The organism is Leeuwenhoekiella sp. H156, from assembly GCF_052218455.1.
GTDB lineage: Bacteria > Bacteroidota > Bacteroidia > Flavobacteriales > Flavobacteriaceae > Leeuwenhoekiella > Leeuwenhoekiella parthenopeia.
In genome coordinates this window covers 2,578,020-2,597,498 of record NZ_CP197499.1, presented here as the reverse complement: position 1 = coordinate 2,597,498, position 19,479 = coordinate 2,578,020, and the positions used below count along the sequence as shown (strand labels likewise).

The following is a 19,479-nucleotide window of genomic DNA, read 5'->3' as shown; positions in this document are numbered from 1 at the left end:
TTCAACTAAAAAAAATCCTTTGAATGTGCTTCAAAGGATTTTTTTATTAGATGCTTTTTTAATCAGTGCAGGCCCAGCAGGCGTGCGATAATAACCAGTTGCCCCAGATGATAGGCATTGTGTTCAATAGCCAGCATCAGTTCGCGCAAAATTTGTTGTTTTTCGCCGTGTTTGGCAATGCCGAGCAAATCGGTTTCCGGGTTTTCTATAAAGGCTACTAGGGCGTTTCGGTCTTTAAAAAAGTCCTGTTTTAAGGCCTGCCAGTCTTCTTTGGTCTCAGCCGTTTTCTCAGAAGGCCAGTAATCTTTGGGCCAGGAAGGTGTTTTATAGCTGTCTCCAGTGCAAAAATCAAGCAAATCGCGCTGTGCATAGAACATATGGTAAAACACCTCGTAAAACGAATACGGTAAACCCACGGGGCGCTCACCTATTCGCTTGTATTTTATTTTTTCAAGCAGATCTTCAACCGGCATAAAAGCTTCACCCCCTTTCAGGTGTTTCAGCAATTGTGCCTTAATTGCTGCGGCCTGCATTAGACCCTTCCTTTTAAGGCATTAAACACCCAGGCGATTGCAAAAAAGCCCAGGCCTACCGAGGCAAATCCCCATCCGGCAATCTCATTGTATCTAAAGGCTCCCAAAGCAATCAGGGCCAGCCCTTCCACAATCATAATAAATGTGGCCCAGCCTAATACCGTATTCTTATTCATCATTTTAAGTTCAATTTTGTGGGCGTATCACCCGCGCTAAGCTCGGGTGACCGGGCTATACGCTGTATCTTTTTTAAAAGGCTCAATATACCAAACTTTATAGAAACGCAAACTGCCTTTTAAAAAAGGATGCCGCTGCTATCCCTTACGCTCAAAAATCTGCTGCCTCAAGCTCATATAATTACCTATAATGCAGGTATTTATTTAAGTAATTTAAGCAAAACCAAACTAAAGTGCACGATAGGGTGTCAATTTTAAAGACTTCTTAACCAAATTAGCACACGGGATAACGGCAACGTTTTCGTATTTTCGTCAATCTTATAATCCCGCGTTAGGGATCAAAGCAAGTTACCCGCCCTCAGGCGCGTAACGCTGCGAGCCCGACCCGCACCTCAAGTGCGGGTAACGCCCAAAACATACGAATGGACATCAAATTCAATAAAAACGAGGACCACAATAAATTGCTGGTTTCTGACCTTAAAAGACGTTTTGCTCAGGTTAAACTGGGAGGTGGCGAAAAGCGCATCGCTAAACAACACGCCAACGGGAAACTTACCGCCCGCGAACGCATCGATTTTTTACTGGATGATCCTGAAGAGGCCCTTGAGATTGGTGCTTTTGCCGGGGAGGGTATGTATGAAGAACACGGCGGTTGCCCCAGTGCCGGGGTGGTGGTCAAAATAGGTCACGTGAGTGGAAAGCAATGTATCGTAGTGGCTAATGACGCTACGGTAAAGGCCGGTGCTTGGTTTCCCATCACGGCCAAAAAGAACCTGCGCGCTCAGGAAATCAGTATTGAAAACCGTTTGCCCATTATTTATTTGGTAGACAGTGCGGGCGTATACCTGCCGATGCAGGATGAGATTTTCCCCGATAAGGAGCATTTTGGGCGCATATTTAGAAACAATGCCGTGATGAGCAGTATGGGCATCACGCAGATTAGTGCAGTGATGGGCAGTTGTGTGGCCGGCGGGGCGTACCTGCCCATTATGAGCGACGAGGCGATGATTGTAGATAAGACCGGAAGCATCTTTCTTGCCGGGAGTTATCTGGTAAAAGCCGCGATAGGTGAAAGCATTGATAACGAGACTTTGGGCGGCGCAACCACGCATTGCGAGATCAGCGGCGTGACTGATTATAAAGCGGAAGATGATAAAGACGCGCTTTCTAAAATCAAAAATATCATGTCAAAAATCGGGGATTTTGACAAGGCCGGTTTCAACCGCGTCAAAGCAACCAAACCTAAAGAAGATCCTCAGGATATTTACGGCTTGCTTCCTGCAAAACGCAGCGACCAGTATGATATGACCGAAATCATCAAACGGCTGGTTGATAATTCGGAATATGAAGAGTATAAAGCAGGCTACGGCCAGACCATCATTACCGCTTATGCCCGTATTGACGGCTGGGCAGTAGGTATTGTTGCCAACCAGCGCAAGATTGTGAAGACTAAACAGGGTGAAATGCAGTTTGGCGGAGTGATCTACAGCGACAGCGCCGACAAGGCTACCCGTTTTATTGCCAATTGCAATCAGAAGAAAATTCCGCTGGTGTTTTTACAGGATGTTACCGGCTTTATGGTAGGCAGTAAAAGCGAACACGGCGGTATTATCAAGGACGGGGCAAAAATGGTGAATGCGGTAAGCAATAGTGTTGTACCAAAATTTACCGTGATTATTGGTAATTCCTACGGTGCCGGCAATTATGCGATGTGTGGTAAAGCTTACGATCCGCGGCTTATCGTCGCCTGGCCCAGCGCCGAACTGGCGGTTATGAGCGGTAACAGTGCGGCTAAGGTATTACTGCAAATTGAGACAGCTTCGCTTAAAAAGCAGGGCAAAGCAATTACTCCGGAAGTAGAACAGGAGCTTTATGACAAAATCAAAGCCCGCTATGATGAGCAGGTTTCGCCATACTACGCAGCTTCCCGCCTTTGGACCGATGCTATTATTGATCCGCTGGAAACCCGTAGCTGGATCTCCGGAGGTATTGAAGCAGCCAACCACGCCCCTATTGAAAAGAAGTTTAATTTAGGGGTTATACAGGTTTAGGTTATTGGGTTATTGGGTTATTGGGTTATTGGGTTATTGGGTTATTTAAAAAAAAATTACTTATCCCTCTAACGGCGTTGGCAATTAACCAATAACTTACCAAAAAAAATGAAGCAACCTGCGTTGTGAATTAAAACAACTACTATGGCTAACAAAAAATTGGGGATTACAGTGACAACGGCTGTCATCGTAGGATTAATTACTTTCTTCGGAATACGGTATTTTTTATTTAATGAAAATTTGGAAGAAGAGCTTCAGGAAGCCGCTAACCAAATCAATTTAAAAACCCCGATGCAGCTGGATGAAGAAACCACTCTGGATAGCGCCGCAGTTACGGGTAAGCGCAACTTTGACTACTACTACACGCTAATTTATAAGTCAACCGAAGTCAATAAAGACACAGCTGAAAAATACATAAAACCGATGCTCATTGAGCGGGTAAAGGAAAGTTCAGAGATGAATTCGCTTAAAAGTAAGGAAGTCATTTTCACTTATAACTATTACGGTTACGACGGCGAGCCTGCTGTAAGCTTTGCAATAACCCCTGAGCTCTATACGAACTAAAGTTTTAAATGAGTAACCCGCAACCACAATCTACCGATACCAAACGCTATAATCTGGAGTTCTTCTTTGAACTTTCTCCGGACTTTATGTGCATCGCGGGTTATGACGGTTATTTCAAAAAAATTAACGCTGCAGTTATAGATATTCTGGGCTATACAGAACAGGAACTGTTTGAAAAGCCCATCATCGACTTTATACATCCTGAAGACCGTGAGCTTACCAGAGCCAAACGCAATATGCTTTTTGAGTCCTCTATACTCACGCAGTTTGAAAACCGTTACCTACATAAAAATGGGAGTATCGTCTGGTTACAGTGGTCTTCTATCGCAATAAAGACCGAAGAACTGGTTTATGCAATAGCCAAAAACATAACTGCTAAAAAAACCATAGAACTGCAACGGGACAGCCTGCTGCAAAATCTGAGTGAGGTAAACAGAGAATTAAAGGTATTCAACTACAATACTTCTCACGATTTACGCTCTCCCCTTAGCAACCTCATTGCTCTTCACCAATTAATTGACAGCAAGAAAATTGAAGATGCCGAACTTGCCGAATACATCGAACTGCTTAAAATGGCTACCGAAAATCTCAATCAAATCATCTGCACCACAATGGATGAATGGATTAGAAGAGATAAGGACAGCATAAAAATCAAAAAGATCTACTTTGATGAAGCTTTAAAGCAGACCTGTGCTTCAATTCAGCAACTGCTAAATCAAGATGATGTGACATTGCAAACCGATTTTGACGAAGCTCCATTTGTATTCTTCTCTCCCGAATATTTACACAGCATATTTCTCAACCTCATCACCAACTCGGTTAAATATGCTAAACCCAACCTGCCTGCGGTAATCACGATACGGTCTAAAATCGAAAAGGACAAAATTGTATTGATTTACGCTGACAACGGTAAGGGAATCGACCTCAAACAGGCTGAAGGACGTATTTTTAAACTGCATCAGCGTTTTCAGGAATCATCTTCAAACAGCAAGGGCATAGGTCTTTATCTTATACACAACCACATCAACAGCCTGGGAGGTACCATAAGTGTACAAAGCGAGCCTGATCTGGGAACTACCTTTATCATTGAGTTTAAAAACCCTAGTTAACTCAGTGCCAGTTTTCTAAAAGACTCCCGGTAAACGCGGCTGCTTTAGACCCTCAACATCGCACTAAAACCGGTTAAAAAACAACAGCTCTAAAGCCTTTCTCTGTTCTATATTTGCAAATTCATTGAGCTTAATCGCGCTTCAATGTTAAATGCAAACACAATATTATGTTAAAGAAAAGTCTTGTTGCTCTTGCTGTTGGTGGTTTTGGTATAGGAATGACCGAATTTGTGATGATGGGTATTCTGCCCGATGTAGCTAAAGACCTCAACGTCACCATTCCGCAGGCTGGTCACTTTATCTCGGCTTATGCATTAGGCGTAGTCATTGGCGCGCCCATACTTGTGGGCATTGCCGGTAATTATTCGCCAAAAAAAATACTTTTAGCCCTTATGGCGGCCTTTACCGTCTTCAACGGACTCTCCGTTTTTGCGGGCAGCTATGGGTTTATGCTTTTTTCCCGTTTGCTTTCGGGCCTGCCACACGGAGCTTATTTTGGCGTGGGTGCTGTGGTAGCCAGCAGACTGGCCGAAAAAGGGAAAGCTGCGAGTGCCGTAGCCGTCATGTTTAGTGGTCTTACCGTAGCTAATGTTATCGGAATTCCCTTGGGCACCTACGTGGGGCATACCATCTCCTGGCGTTATACCTTTATGATTGTCGTGGCCATCGGCTTACTAACCCTGGTATCTATTTACTTTTGGCTTCCTAAAATTGAAAAAGCCACCCCAATACCCATTAAACACGCGCTTAAAATATTTAAACGCACCGAATTGTGGCTCATTCTGGCCATTACCGGTATTGGTACCGGCGGTTTCTTCTGCTGGTACAGCTATATCACGCCTTTGCTTACTGATGTAAGTGGTTTTGCAGACGGAATGGTGATTTTCATTTTGATGCTGGCCGGGCTTGGGATGACATTTGGAAATATTTTAGGCGGAAAATTGGCCGACCGCGTATCGCCCATTAAAGCCACGGCATTTTTGCTTACCGCAATGGCCATGTGCCTGCTCATCATTTTCTTTATCGCCCCCATTCAGTGGATGATGCTTACTATGGTTTTTGTAACCGGAGCTTTTGCTTTTGCTACTGCGCCCTCAATTCAAATGCTGATGATCAAATCGGCTAAAGAATCTGAAATGCTGGCTTCATCGGTAAATCAGGCGGCCTTTAATATCGCGAATGCCCTGGGTGCCTTTTTAGGCGGATTGCCCATTGCTGCAGGTTACGGTTACACCTCTCCCGAGCTGGTAGGTGCAGGACTTGCAATTTGTGGTGTGGGCTTTAGCTTAAGCGTTATTATTCTTCGGAAAAAACGCAAAAAAGCAGGATATTATCGTTTACAGGAAGCTTAGTCGATAAGGATCAGATCTTCCTGTCTTTCGTTTACATAGCGGAAGCCTTCAGGTCCCCAAAAACCGGCTTCCTCGAGCATAATGCGGATGTCTTTATTCCACTCTGGGATCGTGACCGTAGTATTCAGCTCGATGGCGTAGGCGGTGTTTTCGTAAAGCAAATAATCGCCGCTTCCGGGAACGCCTTCCTGAGCATCCCACATGCCGATGGTAGGCCCGGCTGAATGCCCGTAAAGTCCAAGCGGATGGGTGTAAATAGATGGCCTTAAACCTTCGGCTTTAGCTTCGGTTAGAGACTTCAGCAAAATTTCATTTCCCGATTTTCCGGTTTCAAAATTAGCGGTGAAAATATCCTGCACCCGGTTTCCTTTCGCAAAGGCGTCAACCAAAAATTGTGGAGCTTTGGTCTCCCCTTCCCTTAAAACATAGGCATGCTGCTGGCAATCTGTATTCAGTCTTAAGTAGGAAATACCAAAATCACAGTGCAGCAGATCGCCGGGCTGAATAACTTTACCATCTGGCGTATTGCTAAAGGCCGTGATATGACTCTCCAGCTCCTCATCGGTACGCTGAATATCTACCGTGGGATGAAACCAGGTGTCGTAACCCAGATCGGTCACGCGTTGTCTTAAAAACCAGACCACATCTTCGGTGGTGGTTTCGCCGGGAGTAATTATGCTATTGCTGAAGGCTTCTGCAATTACCTCGTGTGTGGTGGCCACCAGCTCTTCAAAGATTTCCATTTCAAGCTCCGTTCGGGTTTCGATCCAACCTACAGCCAGTGGCTCTGCAGAAACGATACGCTCCTTATATTTCGAAGGAAGGGAATTCATCAAACCTTCATAATCCGTTTTTGTGATTCCATCGGCGATTCCGTAATCTTCAGAGAAATTAATCCCGATACTTTGAGGATCTCGGGCTTCAATGAGTTCGGCCAGCGCCTGCCATTGGTCCGGTTGTTTTTCCTTATCCCAAACGGACTGAATGTTTTCGCCAATATTATAACGGGCGACGGCCATACGTTCTACCTCGTTTGTTTCGGGATTTCGGTTAAAAACTAAAATCGTTCTGCGTCTCGCATTAAGCCAGGTCGCCGGAAGCATGGTACGCACTACCGGGTCTTCGTTATATTCGCGCGTGATCAAAACCCACATATCAATCCCGGCACGCTGCATAATCATAGGCATAAGGCTTTCAAAGCGCTGCTTTAAAATCGTATCTACTTTTTGAGCCCGTTGGCGTTCGGGCAATGCCTGTGCGTGTACAGAAGTTGAAAAACAAACCAGTAAGATTAGGAAAATTAAAAACGGACGCATAAAGTAACTTTTAGGATTTTTAAATTTAAGAGATACCCACAACTAAAAAAAGGTGCCTGAAGCACCTTTTTTGTTAATTGTCACGTTCCTTTTTCCGTTTGCGTACTGCCGACTGTGAAAAATCCATCGTAATGAGTTTCTCAACTTCTTCTTCGGTAAGTATGGATCTCAAATTAGATTTAAAATCATTCTGCATACGCTCAAAATCTTTACGCATCGTTTCAGCATCCTTGCCTTTTTCTTTTTGAAGCGCCATTATTTTATTAAAATGCTCTTCAAGATAGGTGCGCAGTACTTCGGTCTCAAATGGATCGAGTTTAAACTCGGCCACATATTCAGGAATACGCTCATCGGCAATCTCAGCAGCGGTAGGCGGTTCTTCTTTAGGCCCTGAAGGTCCTGCCTGCCCCATCATACTGCTTCCCATTCGGTTACGATTGTAACCACCGCCATAACCGTATTGTGCCGACGCATCATAGATACCCAGTACAATAAAGGTTATAACAATCACTGCTATTCTCATACTTCAAAATTTTCGGTTAACATATCTAAACTACCGCATTAAAATCCCGGCGATATTCGGGTAAAAATAACATTTTGAGTAAATTCTCAAAACGTTCCGGTCTCGATTATCGGCTAAAATTACTATTAATTAGCGGCTTTTACCAATCGTATAAATTCGGCACGAAAACCCTCTGCATCATTAGATCTTCCCTTTTCAGCCAGACTGAGTGTTACCGCCCGGTCTGCGTCATTTTTAAAGGGAGAATCGCGCAACTGCATCCCGAAGAGTGCCACGCCCGCCATAAAATTGAAATCTGCCGAAGCCTTTTCGATAGCTTTAAATGTGTTGGCTACCGGTTGCTCAACCAGCATACTGCGATCTCCATCCGGTTTTTTATAGCGCACTTTTACCAGCATGAGTTCGTTAGCATCAGCTTCACCAGAAGGTATATTGGTGCTGTATTTTAAATCATCAACCGGCTTTAAAAACGGAGTTTTTACTCCTACCGGAACCACTTCGTATAGCGCAGTCACGGTATGCCCGCTACCAATCTCGCCGGCATCCTTAGTATCATCCTGAAAATCTTCGGCATTCAGCATTCGGTTTTCATAACCTATGAGGCGATAGCCCTGTACCAAAGCGGGATTGAATTCCACCTGAATTTTGACATCCTTTGCGATAGTGTATAAAGTTCCGCCAAACTCGGTACCTAAAACTTTTCGGGCTTCCTGCATGGTGTCGATATAGGCATAGTTCCCGTTGCCTTTATCGGCCAGGGTTTCAAGTTTTGAATCTTTATAATTGCCCATTCCGAAGCCCAAAGCAGTAAAAAAAATACCCGATTTTCTTTTTTCGGTAATCAGGTCTTCCATCGCACTGTCGCTGCTAAGCCCCACGTTAAAATCCCCGTCTGTAGCGAGAATGATACGATTATTGCCGCCGTCTATGAATTGCTCTTCCGCCAGTTTGTAAGCCAGCTCAAGTCCTGCGCCACCGGCAGTGCTGCCTCCCGCTTCCAGCTTATCAAGCGCGTTGAGAATTTCGCTTTTATTAGATCCGTTTGTAGGTTCTAAAACGGTTCCTGCCGCGCCGGCATAAACCACAATGGAGACTTTGTCTTCTTCGCGCAATTGATTAACCAAAATCCTGAAAGCCGATTTCAGAAGCGGAAGCTTATTGGTAGCATTCATAGAACCCGAAACATCAAGCAGAAAAACCAGGTTGGAAGCCGGTAAGTTCTCCAGCGGAATCTCTTTCCCCTGAATACCTATTTTCACAAGGCGGGTGTCCTTATTCCACGGCGTTTGAACCACTTCGGTATCTATACAAAAAGGTTCATCTCCATCAGGTTTTGGATAATTGTAGTTAAAATAATTGATCATCTCCTCAATACGCACCGCATCTGCCGGGATATCCTGACCGTTGTTGATCATACGGCGAATGTTGCTGTATGCCGCACGGTCTACATCAATAGAAAACGTAGAAAGCGGCTGGGCTTTTACATGATGAAATTCATTTTCTTCAAGCTTCGCATAGCTTTCTGAATTTTGCTGATGATAAGGTGAGTTGGTTATAGATAAACCGGAAGCTATCCCACGAATCATTACCTCCTGTGTAGTAGATGGCGGTGGGGAATTCATATCCATTTTATCTTCTGCCACTTCTAAAAAAATAACTTCTTCTAAAACAGCCTGAGAGGGATTTAAAACTACTTTTAAGGGTTTCGTATTCTTGACTTTTACTTTTTCGGTCTTATACCCCACAAAACTAAACTCAAGCACATCCCCCACATAGGTCTGTAATTCAAAATTGCCATCGTAATCTGTTACTGTTTTTTTCTTGGTTTTGGTACTTACAACATTGGTGCCGGGCAGTCCCCTGGTTCCATCGGTGACCCTGCCTTTAAGTGTAAAAAGTTCCTGTGCGTTTGTTGGCAGTGCGAGGGCTGTGCAGAGGAGAACCCACAGCAAAAGTGTAGTTTTTTTCATCGGACTTGTTTTAAAGATTACCTGAGACGGGTATCAAGTATCCTGCCAACAATTTGAAAGCGAAAAGTCTAGACTAAAAATACAAAAGAAGAAATATCTATATCCTCGAACCTGCATCAAGGGCGGTAAGGATGTCGCTGCGCTTTATTTTTCCGTTAGGCGTGCGGGCAAATGTGGGTATGCAGTAGATTTCTTTGGGCACCTCATACTTATCTAAAACTTCAAAATTGAGACGCGACGCATCAAAACTGTCGCACTCCATAACCAGTACCAGACGCTCGCCCAATTTCTCATCGGGCTCCCCACCTACAATAAACGGAACATCGATCTGATGGGCCAGTTTCTTCTCGATGCTTTCGGGAAATAATTTGATTCCTCCACTGTTTACGACATTATCCAGGCGGCCTAACCAGTGAAATTTTTTGTAGCTAATGAGTTTTACAAGATCGTTAGTTACGATAGGGTCTGAAGTTACCTTTGGCGCTTTCACCACCAGACAACCCCGCTCATCCTGACTCACCGTAACCTTACTCAGGGTTTTAAACGGCTGCTCAGACTCCTGACTCTTTTTTGAATTGACGCGGCGCACCGCAATATGTGTGATGGTCTCGGTCATGCCGTAGGTTTCATAAATCTTGGTAGGACTATCCTGCACCAAATCTTTCAGGCTTTGTGAAAAGGCTCCGCCGCCTATAATGAGTTTACCCAGTAGATGCAAACGGGCAATGCTGTTATCGAGTTGAAAAGGCGTCATCGCCGAAAAGTCATAGCGTTTAAAAACCTGATCAAGCGGATTGGATTTGGGTGGCACTACATCAAGCTTCCAGCCTAAAATAACTGCGCGTACAAACATCATTTTTCCGGCTATGAAACGGGTGGGCAGGCAATGCAACGCGGTCGTTCCGGGACCCAGTTTGAAGCGCCTGGCGGTTGCTTTCGCGCTGTTTACCATATGCTTTTTAAGCAATTTGATGCTTTTGGGATCACCGGTAGAACCCGATGTATTGACGTAAACGTAGTCTTTGTCGTTTAGCCAGTCTAGAATAAAGGTGCCTAATTCCTGCTCGTAAAGTTCTCCTGTTTCCTGAAATTCAATAGCCAGTTCTCGCAATGCGGGAGCTTTAAGTGAAGTGCCATTGAGTTGAAAGTCTGGGTGTACAGGATACTTTGACATCACATAAAATTTAGGTTAATCTGCCACCAGGTGGTCTTCAAGCGAAGGCTCCTGTGGCGGTTCTACAGGTCCAAATAATTTTTCCTTCCAGCCCGTCCATTTATACTTATAAGCTAAAATCCCTAAAAAGATAGGATAAATTATGAAAACCGGAAGTATATCTGTAAAATCTGCGCGCGGATCTGAGATATCCTTAAAAATTGAATCGGTTTGAAACGCGGTCCAGTCGGCCGTAATAAGCAAAGCAGCAATCAAATTATTACCGGCATGAAAGCCTAAGGCCAGCTCAGTCCCCTCATCCATAAGGGTCATAATACCCAGTAAAAAGCCGGTGCCTATATAAATAACCATAACAATATCGCCCATCGCGTCTATCTCCGGGTTGAAGTAATGCATCCCGCCAAAAATCACTGAAGTCATTACCAATGGAAACCAGCGGTTTTTAGCCAAAATTCCAAAACCCTGCATCAAATAACCTCTAAAAACAAATTCTTCAACACTGGTTTGTATGGGAACAAAAAGGACTGCAATTACAACAAGAATAGCGAAAGGAACAGGATCAAAAGTCAGCGCAATATCTTCCGGAGCAAAATAATAAGTAAGCAGGGTAGTCACTACTGTGAATATAGTGACCAAACCAAAAGCAAACCACGCGCGCCCCCAGTCAAACTTTGACCGGGTCGTAACCATATCTTTAAACTTTTGCTGATGCAGAAACTTTACTACAAATAAAATCCCCCCAAGGGCGAAAACAAAAGAAATCAGAATTAAAAAGAACGTCAGGTTTTTATTGAGCGTGCTAAAAATATCTGATTCATCCATCCCCTGCATTAATTCAGGCCCTTTCTTGATAAAAATTGCAACTAATAAGGGTATCTGCCCAATACCTGATGCTATAAATATTATTAACGAACCTATTAAATAACGCCAGAATCCGTTTTGCGCTCTATACGCCTGTGCTATAAACATAAATTAAAATTGAAAGCTCCAGTTTTGTTGGGCATCGTACCACAACTCCCCGTGCCTGATATCAAGTGGGGAAGATACATTATTTGTATATAATGCGCCAGTACCCAGACCCTGCGGGATGGTGGTCTTTTTTTCATAGGTATATTGAGCAATGGCATTAAGGCCTATGTTGCTTTCCAGGGCTGAAGTAATCCACCAGTCGATCCCCTGTTCTTCGGCCAGTTGAATCCAGGTATCGCTGCCGCGAAAACCGCCCACCAGACTGGATTTTAGGATGATGTACTGGGGTTTTATGTTCTGAAGTAATTCCTTCTGCCGGGGATAGCCGAAAACACCGATTAACTCTTCATCGAGTGCGATAGGAAGCGGAGTCTCCTCACATAATTGAGCCATCGCCTGCTCCTGCCCCTGCTTTATGGGTTGCTCAATAGAATGTAGGTCAAGGGCGGCGAGACGGGTTAGTTTTTCAAGGGCTTCTTCAGGCTTGAATGCCCCGTTAGCATCTACCCGAAGCGTTATTTCTTCAGCGGAATAGCGTTTACGGATGCTTTCCAAGAGTTTGATTTCGGTATCAAAATCAATCGCACCTATTTTCATTTTGATGCAATCAAAACCGGCTTCCAGCTTTTCGGCGATCTGCTCCTGCATAAACGAAGCTTCGCCCATCCAGATCAATCCGTTAATCGCAATCCCTTTTTCGCCCTGCGTAAATGCCGAAGGAAATAATTCAAACGGATTTTCAGCCTTTAAAGACCTAAAAGCCATTTCAATCCCAAACTGAATACTGGGAAAATCTTCAAGGCTGTCATACAGCTTCTGCTCACCTAAATGAATGTTTTCACAAGCCCACCGAAGGGTTTCCTCATAATCGGGCCGGTCGTCTATGCTGAGTCCACGCAGGATTCCGCACTCGCCGTAGCCTACCCTCCCGGCTTCTTCGATTTTTATAAACCAGGTTTCCTTGGTATTGAGAACGCCCCGCGAAGTACCGCTGGGGCGTTTAAATTCTAATACATGTTTTTTATATGTCGCCTGCACCCGCTTGTGGTTTAAAGAGTCATCGAATTGCCAATCTCTAACAGCGTCAAATCTTTCTCAACTGCTTTAAAAGCTTTTTTAGCTTCCTCGTGATCGATCTCAATATAGCCAAAGGTATCGTAATGGCATCCCAGGATTTTATCGCACTCGATAAAGTCGCTGGCTCTTACCGCATCAGCAATTCCCATCGTGAAATTATCGCCTATGGGCAGAATCGCCAGATCGAGATCAAACTCCATCGGGATCAATTTCATATCCATGGTAAGCGCTGTATCTCCCGCCATATAAATGGTTTTTCCGGCTATCGAAAAAACAAAACCGCCGGGTTGGCCGCCATAACTTCCATCAGGGAATGAACTGGTGTGAATGGCATTTACATATTTTACTTTCCCAAATGGAAATGCCCAGCTACCGCCGTGATTCATTGGGTGTACTTCAATGCCCTTTGCTTCGTAATGATTGGCAATCTCAAAATTACTTACGATGGTAGCACCGCTCTGTTTCGCAATAGCTTCGGCATCGAGGGTATGATCCTGATGCGCGTGGGTTAAAAAAATATAATCGGGATTTAAGGTTTTGATATCCACTTTATCCTTGGCCAGATCGTTTCCGGTAATAAAGGGGTCTGTTAGAATTTTTACTTCGTCGGTTTCAATGGCAAAGCAGTTTTGCCCGTAAAATGTGATTTTCATCTGTTTTAGTTTATTGTTATTATATCGTCAGATGTAATTCGCCAATTAAGATCCCTTCAAAACATCGGGATTTATAAATGGCTCATTTCATAGTTCTTTTTTTTAATCTTTTAAATTTCGCCAAGCGAAAGCAGATCAAAAAATCCTGTACGATAAGTTTTCGTTAAAATGCTAAACCAAAAAACCCAGAGCGAATAAAATCGAAAAGAAAAAGGTAGAAAGTGCGACTTTCTTGAGTTCGGGATCCAATAGCGCCGGACTCACATTGCGCATCACATAAACTACGTGCTTAACCAGAATAGCAAACACGAGCAGGGCAATTGAAGACCATTTCCAGGTATTGGTGAAGTAAAAGAACAACAGAGCAGCAGAAAAGGCAATGCCAATAAGCGCATAATGGTAAAATTTGACCTTTTTTTCGCCCATAAGGACCGCCAGCGTATTTTTATTGACGCGTGCATCGCTTTGGCGGTCTCTCATATTGTTCAGGTTGAGCACCGCAACACTGAGCAGACCAATGGTGATAGCTGGCAAAAGAACCACAAGATTCCACTCCTGAGTAAACATATAATAAGTGCCTTTTACGGCCACAAGACCAAAAAATACAAACACAAAAAAATCACCCAAACCGCGATAACCGTATGCCCCGCGACCAACCGTATATTTTACCGCAGCGATAATCGCCGAAAGTCCCAGAATAAAAAACACAAGCGATTTTAAGAATTCGTCGGAACCAAAAGCGGTATAGATAAGCGCCAGACTCAAAAACGAAGTAATCAGGGCCGTAAAAATAATCCCTTTCTTGAGTTGGGCAGCAGTGAGGAGTCCGCTTTGCATCGCCCGTGCAGGTCCTATACGCTCGTGATTATCAGTCCCCTTCACACCATCGCCATAATCGTTAGCAAAATTAGACAGGATCTGAAAACCCAGAGTCGCCAGTAAAGCCAAAACACAAATATCCCAACGAAACGCTCCCGCATTGTACGCCAATGCGCTACCCACAATAATTCCGGAGATCGACAAAGGCAGCGTACGCAAACGGGCGGCAGAGACCCAGGCTTTAACTCGTGTCATAAATCTAATTTGATTGCAAAAGTAAACTTTCTGTGCGCTATTTAAAATCTGAAAAATAAATGACCCCGTAGCTAAGCCACGAAGCTTGTATAGGAAGCAAAGCCTTCATTTCGAAGAAAACCCCGGGCATTGTTCCCTTTGGCGGAGCCAACCAAACTGCCTTTGCCTAAAAAGCATTTCGAAAGCGTTGTAGCCCGTAAATAAATGCTTATTTTTCGGTTACTCTTTACCAGAACTATGCGAAAACTTTCTATTTATTTTCTTTGCGGCTTTTGGCTCTGCATCAGCTGCAAAAATGAAACCGCTCCGGCAGAGCCCGAAGCGCATTCAGAAACTGCCGATACCTTTGTTTGGGAAGCTGCCAACCTGTACTTTTTGCTAACAGACCGTTTTCATAACGGCAATCCCGCAAATGATTTAAACTTGAGCCGGGACGCTGAAACCGGAGTTTTGCGAGGCTTTGAAGGTGGCGATCTTGCCGGTATTACCCAAAAAATCGAAGAAGGCTATTTCACCGATTTAGGAATCAACGCGATCTGGTTTACGCCCGTTGTAGAGCAGATTCACGGTGCTGTTGATGAAGGAACCGGCAACACCTATGCCTATCACGGGTATTGGGCCAAAGACTGGACGTCACTCGACCCTAATTTTGGCACCTATGAAGAACTTAAAACCCTGATCAAAACCGCTCACGCTAAGGGCATTCGCATCGTGATGGACGTGGTGTTGAATCATACCGGGCCGGTGACCGAAAAAGACCCGTTTTGGGGCGAAAGCTGGGCCATTCAACAACCCCAGTGCACCTATCAGGGTTATGAAACCACCGTGCCCTGCACGCTGGTGGCTAATTTACCCGACATTAAAACCGCAAGCACCGAAGAAGTAGAATTACCCGATTTTTTGGTCGAAAAATGGAAAAAAGAAGGCCGTTACGATACCGAAATTCAGGAACTGGAAAGTTATTTTACCACAAACAACCTTCCCCGCACGCCGCGTAACTACCTCATCAAATGGCTTACCGATTATGTGCGCGAACTGGGTATTGACGCCTTTCGGGTGGATACGGTAAAACACGTGGACGCGAGCGCCTGGGCTGAGCTGAGAACGCAGGCAGATCTGGCCTTTGCAGACTGGAAACAGAACAACCCCAACGAGGTTTTGGATGACAACGCCTTTTTTATGCTCGGCGAGGTTTACGGCTACGGCATTGGCGGCGGTCGCTATTATAACTTTGGCGACAAGACGGTTGACTATTTTGCAAATGGGTTTGACAATCTCATTAATTTTCAATTTAAGTATGATGCTAAAGGTGATTATGAAACCATGTTTAAAGCCTATGATTCCATTCTGCATCACAGCTTAGAAGGCAAAAGCATTTTAAATTATGCCACCTCACACGATGATGGTGATCCATTTGATAAAGATCGAAGCAAAACGTATGAAACCGGCACCAAACTTCTGTTAACTCCGGGACTTGCTCAGGTGTATTACGGAGACGAAATTGCCCGACCTTTGATTATTGAAGGAGCTCAGGGAGATGCCAACCTCCGCGGAAACATGCCCTGGTCTCTTTTAGATTCAACCGAAACGAAACAGGTCCTGACCCACTGGCAAAAGCTGGGGCGCTTCCGCAGGGATCATCCTGCTGTAGGCGCGGGTCGTCATGAGATGCTTCAGCAGGAGCCTTATGTGTTTTCCAGAACTTTTAAAAAAGACGAGCTTGAAGATACGGTGATCATTGGTCTTGATTTGCCTAAAGGCGAAAAAAGCATTCCTGTCGCTAAGCTTTTCGCCGAAGGCTCAACTTTAAAAGACACCTATTCCAACACCGAAGTAAACGTTCAAAACGGGATGGTAAAACTCAACACGCCCGAAACGATTGTTTTACTTGAAAAAACAAAATGATGAAGAAAATTACACTGCTTTGCCTCCTGCTACTATCCATTTACAGTTGTGCAGAGAAAAAAGAAAAAACACCTATGCAAACCAATCAGGAAGACGAACTGGACAAAAAATGGTGGAAAGAAGCCATTGTTTATCAGATTTATCCCCGCAGTTTTCAGGATACCGATGGTGACGGCGTGGGTGACCTCAAAGGAATTATCGAGCGTCTGGACTATGTAAAAAGCCTGGGCGTTACGGCTGTTTGGCTCAACCCGATTTACAGTTCGCCCAACGACGACAACGGGTATGATGTAAGCGATTACCGGGACATCATGAGCGATTTTGGTACGATGGAAGATTTTGATACGATGCTTGCCGAAATGCACGCCCGCGACATCAAACTGGTGATGGATATTGTGGTTAATCACAGCAGTGACGAGCACCCTTGGTTTAAAGAAAGCCGCAGTTCGCGAGACAATCCCTATCGCGATTACTACCATTGGTGGCCTGCCGAAAAAGGAGAGCCGCCTTACCGCTACAGTCTTTTTGATGCGGAAGGAAACGCCTGGAAGTACGACGAGCAGACTGATGCGTATTATCTGCACTACTTCTCTCAAAAACAGCCCGATCTCAACTGGGAAAACCCAAAAGTGCGTCAGGAAGTTTATGATATTATGAAGTTTTGGGCAGATAAAGGGGTTGACGGTTTTAGATTGGATGCGTTTCAGTTTGCGGCCAAAGACACCACATTTCCTGAGTTTCCCGATGGTTTTGAGAAAAACTTTATTCAGTATTACGCGATGCAGGGCGGTTTGCACGATTATTTGAAGGAAATGAATGCGGAAGTCTTCAGCAAATACGATGTTATGAGTGTTGCTGAAGGTGCCGGGCGAACGCTGGAGGAAGCCCACGAACTCGTAGATGCAGACCGAAACGAGATCAATATGGCGTATGCTTTTGACGGGGTAGATATTCCGAAAGTGGATGGATACGAACTGGCAACCTTCAAAGAAACCTTTACCAAATGGGACAATGCCTTCGCGGAAAAGGGTTGGATTTCGATTTTTCTTTCCAATCACGATCAGGCGCGTATGGTAAGTCGCTATGCGAGTGATAGCATCCCGTTTCGTGCAGCTTCGGCTAAAATGCTGAACACCTTTATCCTGAGTATGCGTGGTACGCCCTATTGCTATTTTGGAGACGAACTGGGCATGACCAATAACCCAAAATTGCAGGAGATTGAAGATTTTAACGATATCGCGGCGATAAACGGATATAAAAAAGCACAAAAGCAAGGCGAAGATATGGATGAGTACATGCGTAACCTGCGTTTTGGTTCGAGAGACCATGGTCGCACGCCTATGCAGTGGGACGATTCTCAAAACGCCGGCTTCACCACGGGGACGCCCTGGCTTCCTGTAAACCCGAATTATACCACTGTAAATGTTCAGGCCGAAGAAGAAGACCCGCAAAGTGTGCTCAATCATTTCAAAAAAATGACCGCATTACGCACAAACAATGAAGTTTTGATTTACGGAGAGTACGAACTCATACAAAAAGAACACAAACAGGTTTATGCCTACACCCGAAGCCTGGACAATCAAAATATGATGGTGCTGCTTAATTTTAGCGACACCGAGGCAGCCGTGGGCATTAATGATTTGCATACCTACGGCGATCCTCTGATCAACAATTACGACTCCTTTGAAAAGACCGGAACCAGTGCCGTATTAAAACCTTTCCAGGCAGTGATTTTGGCAAAGAATTAAGGCTGAATTAACTACTATTTATGACCGGCTCAAGAAGAATCTGTACGTGCCCGTTGTACCTTGTTAAACTAACCGGAAACAACGACTTATGGATTCTTCTTATTTTTTCAGAAATGACGACCTCATTCTGGAATCGGTGCTGGGTACCGTGCTCATTTTTATACTTATTGTAGTGCTTACCCGTATTTTTGGACTGAAGAGTTTCAGCAAAATGACGGGCTTTGACTTTGTCGTTACCGTTGCCATAGGTAGTATTCTGGGGATGAGTATCAACTCAAGCAAACCTTCCATTTTACTGGGAGCGGTTATTCTTATTGCGCTCTTTAGCCTGAATTATCTGGTAACCCTGTTGCGTTTCAAATCTGAAAAAGTAGAAGATCTTATTGACAACGATCCCCTGCTCATTATGGAAAATGGCGAAGTTCTCTGGGATAATATGAAAGCCAGTAAAGTCACCGAAGCAGAACTTCAGTCTAAATTGCGGGAAGCGAATGTCATCAGACTTTCTGAAGTAAAAGCTGTAATTCTCGAAACCACCGGCGAAATCAGCGTTATGCACACCACAGACGAGACGCTGCAACTGGAGGATTACATTATGGGAGATGTAAAACGAAAACACGCCTAAAATCACGATTATGAAATTTTTTGTTATCCTTATACTATTTGCTACTATGGACACGGTTATTTTCAACTTTTCAAACGAAAGCGATATTTCAAACTGGCGTGTCGTAAATGATACGGTTATGGGCGGAGTGTCGAATGCTGACTTTAAACTCAACGATGCCGGAAACGGTGAATTTACGGGTCATGTTTCTCTTGAAAATAACGGCGGATTCTCTTCGGTACAATATGCCTTCAGGGCACTAAGCGTTTCACCTGAAGACGCTATTGAAATACGTATTAAAGGTGACGGCAAGACCTATCAGTTTCGGGTTAAAGACCGCACAGCAACCCGTCACTCTTATATTTCTGAATTTACCACTACGGGAGCATGGCAAACGCTGCGTATCCCTTTAAAGAATATGTATCCGCAATTTCGTGGGCAACGCCTGCGAAGACCCAATTTTGATAAAGATCAGATTGAGCAGATCACGTTTTTAATCGGCAACGGCAAGGAGCAGGATTTTAAGCTACTTATTGAAAGTATTGCTATTGCAGACTAACTTCTAAAGAAAACTTTAACGCGGTCTCTTACCATAGGTCAACTTCGTTTTCAAGAGCACAGGGTACCTTTGTTTTGAATTAATAACGCAACAGGCAAATTTTATTTGCTTTTAAAATACAC

The 19,479-nt window shown here is 44.3% G+C and carries 18 protein-coding genes; 8 read left to right on the top strand and 10 right to left on the bottom strand.

Going from position 1 to position 19,479, the window contains the following annotated elements:
* Nucleotides 1–62 precede the first annotated feature (62 nt).
* Both ACSSS3_RS11355 and ACSSS3_RS11350 read right to left on the bottom strand, forming a co-directional pair.
* Nucleotides 63–533 carry a DinB family protein gene (locus ACSSS3_RS11355; RefSeq protein WP_442844717.1) on the bottom strand — a complete coding sequence of 157 codons (471 nt, stop codon included), beginning with the start codon at nucleotides 531–533 and terminating at the stop codon, nucleotides 63–65.
* Nucleotides 533–709: a CAL67264 family membrane protein gene (locus ACSSS3_RS11350; RefSeq protein WP_099646886.1), complete on the bottom strand. Its 177-nt coding sequence runs from the start codon at nucleotides 707–709 to the stop codon at nucleotides 533–535. The genes ACSSS3_RS11355 and ACSSS3_RS11350 overlap by 1 nt, the downstream gene beginning before the upstream one ends.
* Nucleotides 710–1,131: 422 nt before the next feature.
* Between ACSSS3_RS11350 and ACSSS3_RS11345 the strand changes: the two genes are divergently transcribed.
* The 4 genes from ACSSS3_RS11345 (at nucleotide 1,132) to ACSSS3_RS11330 (ending at nucleotide 5,785) form a co-directional block, all read left to right on the top strand.
* Nucleotides 1,132–2,760 (top strand): acyl-CoA carboxylase subunit beta, encoded by a 1,629-nt coding sequence (locus ACSSS3_RS11345; RefSeq protein WP_442844716.1) that lies wholly within the window; start codon nucleotides 1,132–1,134, stop codon nucleotides 2,758–2,760.
* Between the two features lie 144 nt (nucleotides 2,761–2,904).
* Nucleotides 2,905–3,324, top strand: a complete 420-nt coding sequence (locus ACSSS3_RS11340) for a hypothetical protein (protein ID WP_442844715.1) — start codon at nucleotides 2,905–2,907, stop codon at nucleotides 3,322–3,324.
* Between the two features lie 8 nt (nucleotides 3,325–3,332).
* Entirely contained in the window at nucleotides 3,333–4,433 is a 1,101-nt protein-coding gene (locus ACSSS3_RS11335; protein ID WP_442844714.1) for a sensor histidine kinase, read from the top strand.
* Nucleotides 4,434–4,600: 167 nt separating this feature from the next.
* The gene (locus ACSSS3_RS11330; RefSeq protein WP_442844713.1) at nucleotides 4,601–5,785 is read left to right on the top strand and encodes an MFS transporter; all 1,185 of its coding nucleotides are present in this window, start codon (nucleotides 4,601–4,603) and stop codon (nucleotides 5,783–5,785) included.
* On the opposite strand, the gene ACSSS3_RS11325 is transcribed toward ACSSS3_RS11330, so the two are convergent.
* From ACSSS3_RS11325 to menA, 8 genes are all read right to left on the bottom strand, one after another.
* The gene (locus ACSSS3_RS11325; RefSeq protein WP_442844712.1) at nucleotides 5,782–7,101 is read right to left on the bottom strand and encodes a M24 family metallopeptidase; all 1,320 of its coding nucleotides are present in this window, start codon (nucleotides 7,099–7,101) and stop codon (nucleotides 5,782–5,784) included. The genes ACSSS3_RS11330 and ACSSS3_RS11325 overlap by 4 nt on opposite strands.
* 73 nt (nucleotides 7,102–7,174) lie before the next feature.
* Nucleotides 7,175–7,624, bottom strand: a complete 450-nt coding sequence (locus ACSSS3_RS11320; RefSeq protein ID WP_228231057.1) for a hypothetical protein — start codon at nucleotides 7,622–7,624, stop codon at nucleotides 7,175–7,177.
* 125 nt (nucleotides 7,625–7,749) lie between these two features.
* Nucleotides 7,750–9,594 carry a YfbK domain-containing protein gene (locus ACSSS3_RS11315; protein ID WP_442844711.1) on the bottom strand — a complete coding sequence of 615 codons (1,845 nt, stop codon included), beginning with the start codon at nucleotides 9,592–9,594 and terminating at the stop codon, nucleotides 7,750–7,752.
* A 97-nt stretch (nucleotides 9,595–9,691) separates the two neighbouring features.
* Complete coding sequence (locus ACSSS3_RS11310; protein WP_442844710.1) at nucleotides 9,692–10,768, bottom strand: AMP-binding protein; 1,077 nt, start codon at nucleotides 10,766–10,768, stop codon at nucleotides 9,692–9,694.
* 15 nt (nucleotides 10,769–10,783) lie between these two features.
* Nucleotides 10,784–11,737 (bottom strand): CPBP family intramembrane glutamic endopeptidase, encoded by a 954-nt coding sequence (locus ACSSS3_RS11305; protein ID WP_442844709.1) that lies wholly within the window; start codon nucleotides 11,735–11,737, stop codon nucleotides 10,784–10,786.
* Between the two features lie 3 nt (nucleotides 11,738–11,740).
* Nucleotides 11,741–12,775, bottom strand: a complete 1,035-nt coding sequence (locus ACSSS3_RS11300; RefSeq protein WP_442844708.1) for an o-succinylbenzoate synthase — start codon at nucleotides 12,773–12,775, stop codon at nucleotides 11,741–11,743.
* An 11-nt stretch (nucleotides 12,776–12,786) separates the two neighbouring features.
* Complete coding sequence (locus ACSSS3_RS11295; protein WP_442844707.1) at nucleotides 12,787–13,467, bottom strand: metal-dependent hydrolase; 681 nt, start codon at nucleotides 13,465–13,467, stop codon at nucleotides 12,787–12,789.
* 171 nt (nucleotides 13,468–13,638) lie between these two features.
* The gene (gene menA / locus ACSSS3_RS11290) at nucleotides 13,639–14,541 is read right to left on the bottom strand and encodes a 1,4-dihydroxy-2-naphthoate octaprenyltransferase (protein WP_442844706.1); all 903 of its coding nucleotides are present in this window, start codon (nucleotides 14,539–14,541) and stop codon (nucleotides 13,639–13,641) included.
* 237 nt (nucleotides 14,542–14,778) lie between these two features.
* On the opposite strand from menA, the gene ACSSS3_RS11285 reads away from it, so the two are divergent.
* The 4 genes from ACSSS3_RS11285 (at nucleotide 14,779) to ACSSS3_RS11270 (ending at nucleotide 19,357) form a co-directional block, all read left to right on the top strand.
* Entirely contained in the window at nucleotides 14,779–16,446 is a 1,668-nt protein-coding gene (locus tag ACSSS3_RS11285) for an alpha-amylase family glycosyl hydrolase (protein ID WP_442844705.1), read from the top strand.
* A complete protein-coding gene (locus tag ACSSS3_RS11280; protein WP_442844704.1) occupies nucleotides 16,443–18,194 on the top strand; it encodes a glycoside hydrolase family 13 protein in 1,752 nt (583 codons plus the stop codon). Before ACSSS3_RS11285 ends, ACSSS3_RS11280 begins: the two co-directional genes overlap by 4 nt.
* A gap of 88 nt (nucleotides 18,195–18,282) precedes the next feature.
* Nucleotides 18,283–18,819, top strand: a complete 537-nt coding sequence (locus tag ACSSS3_RS11275) for a DUF421 domain-containing protein (protein WP_442844703.1) — start codon at nucleotides 18,283–18,285, stop codon at nucleotides 18,817–18,819.
* 10 nt (nucleotides 18,820–18,829) lie between these two features.
* Nucleotides 18,830–19,357, top strand: coding sequence for a CIA30 family protein (locus tag ACSSS3_RS11270; protein ID WP_442844702.1), 528 nt, complete (start codon nucleotides 18,830–18,832; stop codon nucleotides 19,355–19,357).
* Nucleotides 19,358–19,479 lie beyond the last annotated feature (122 nt).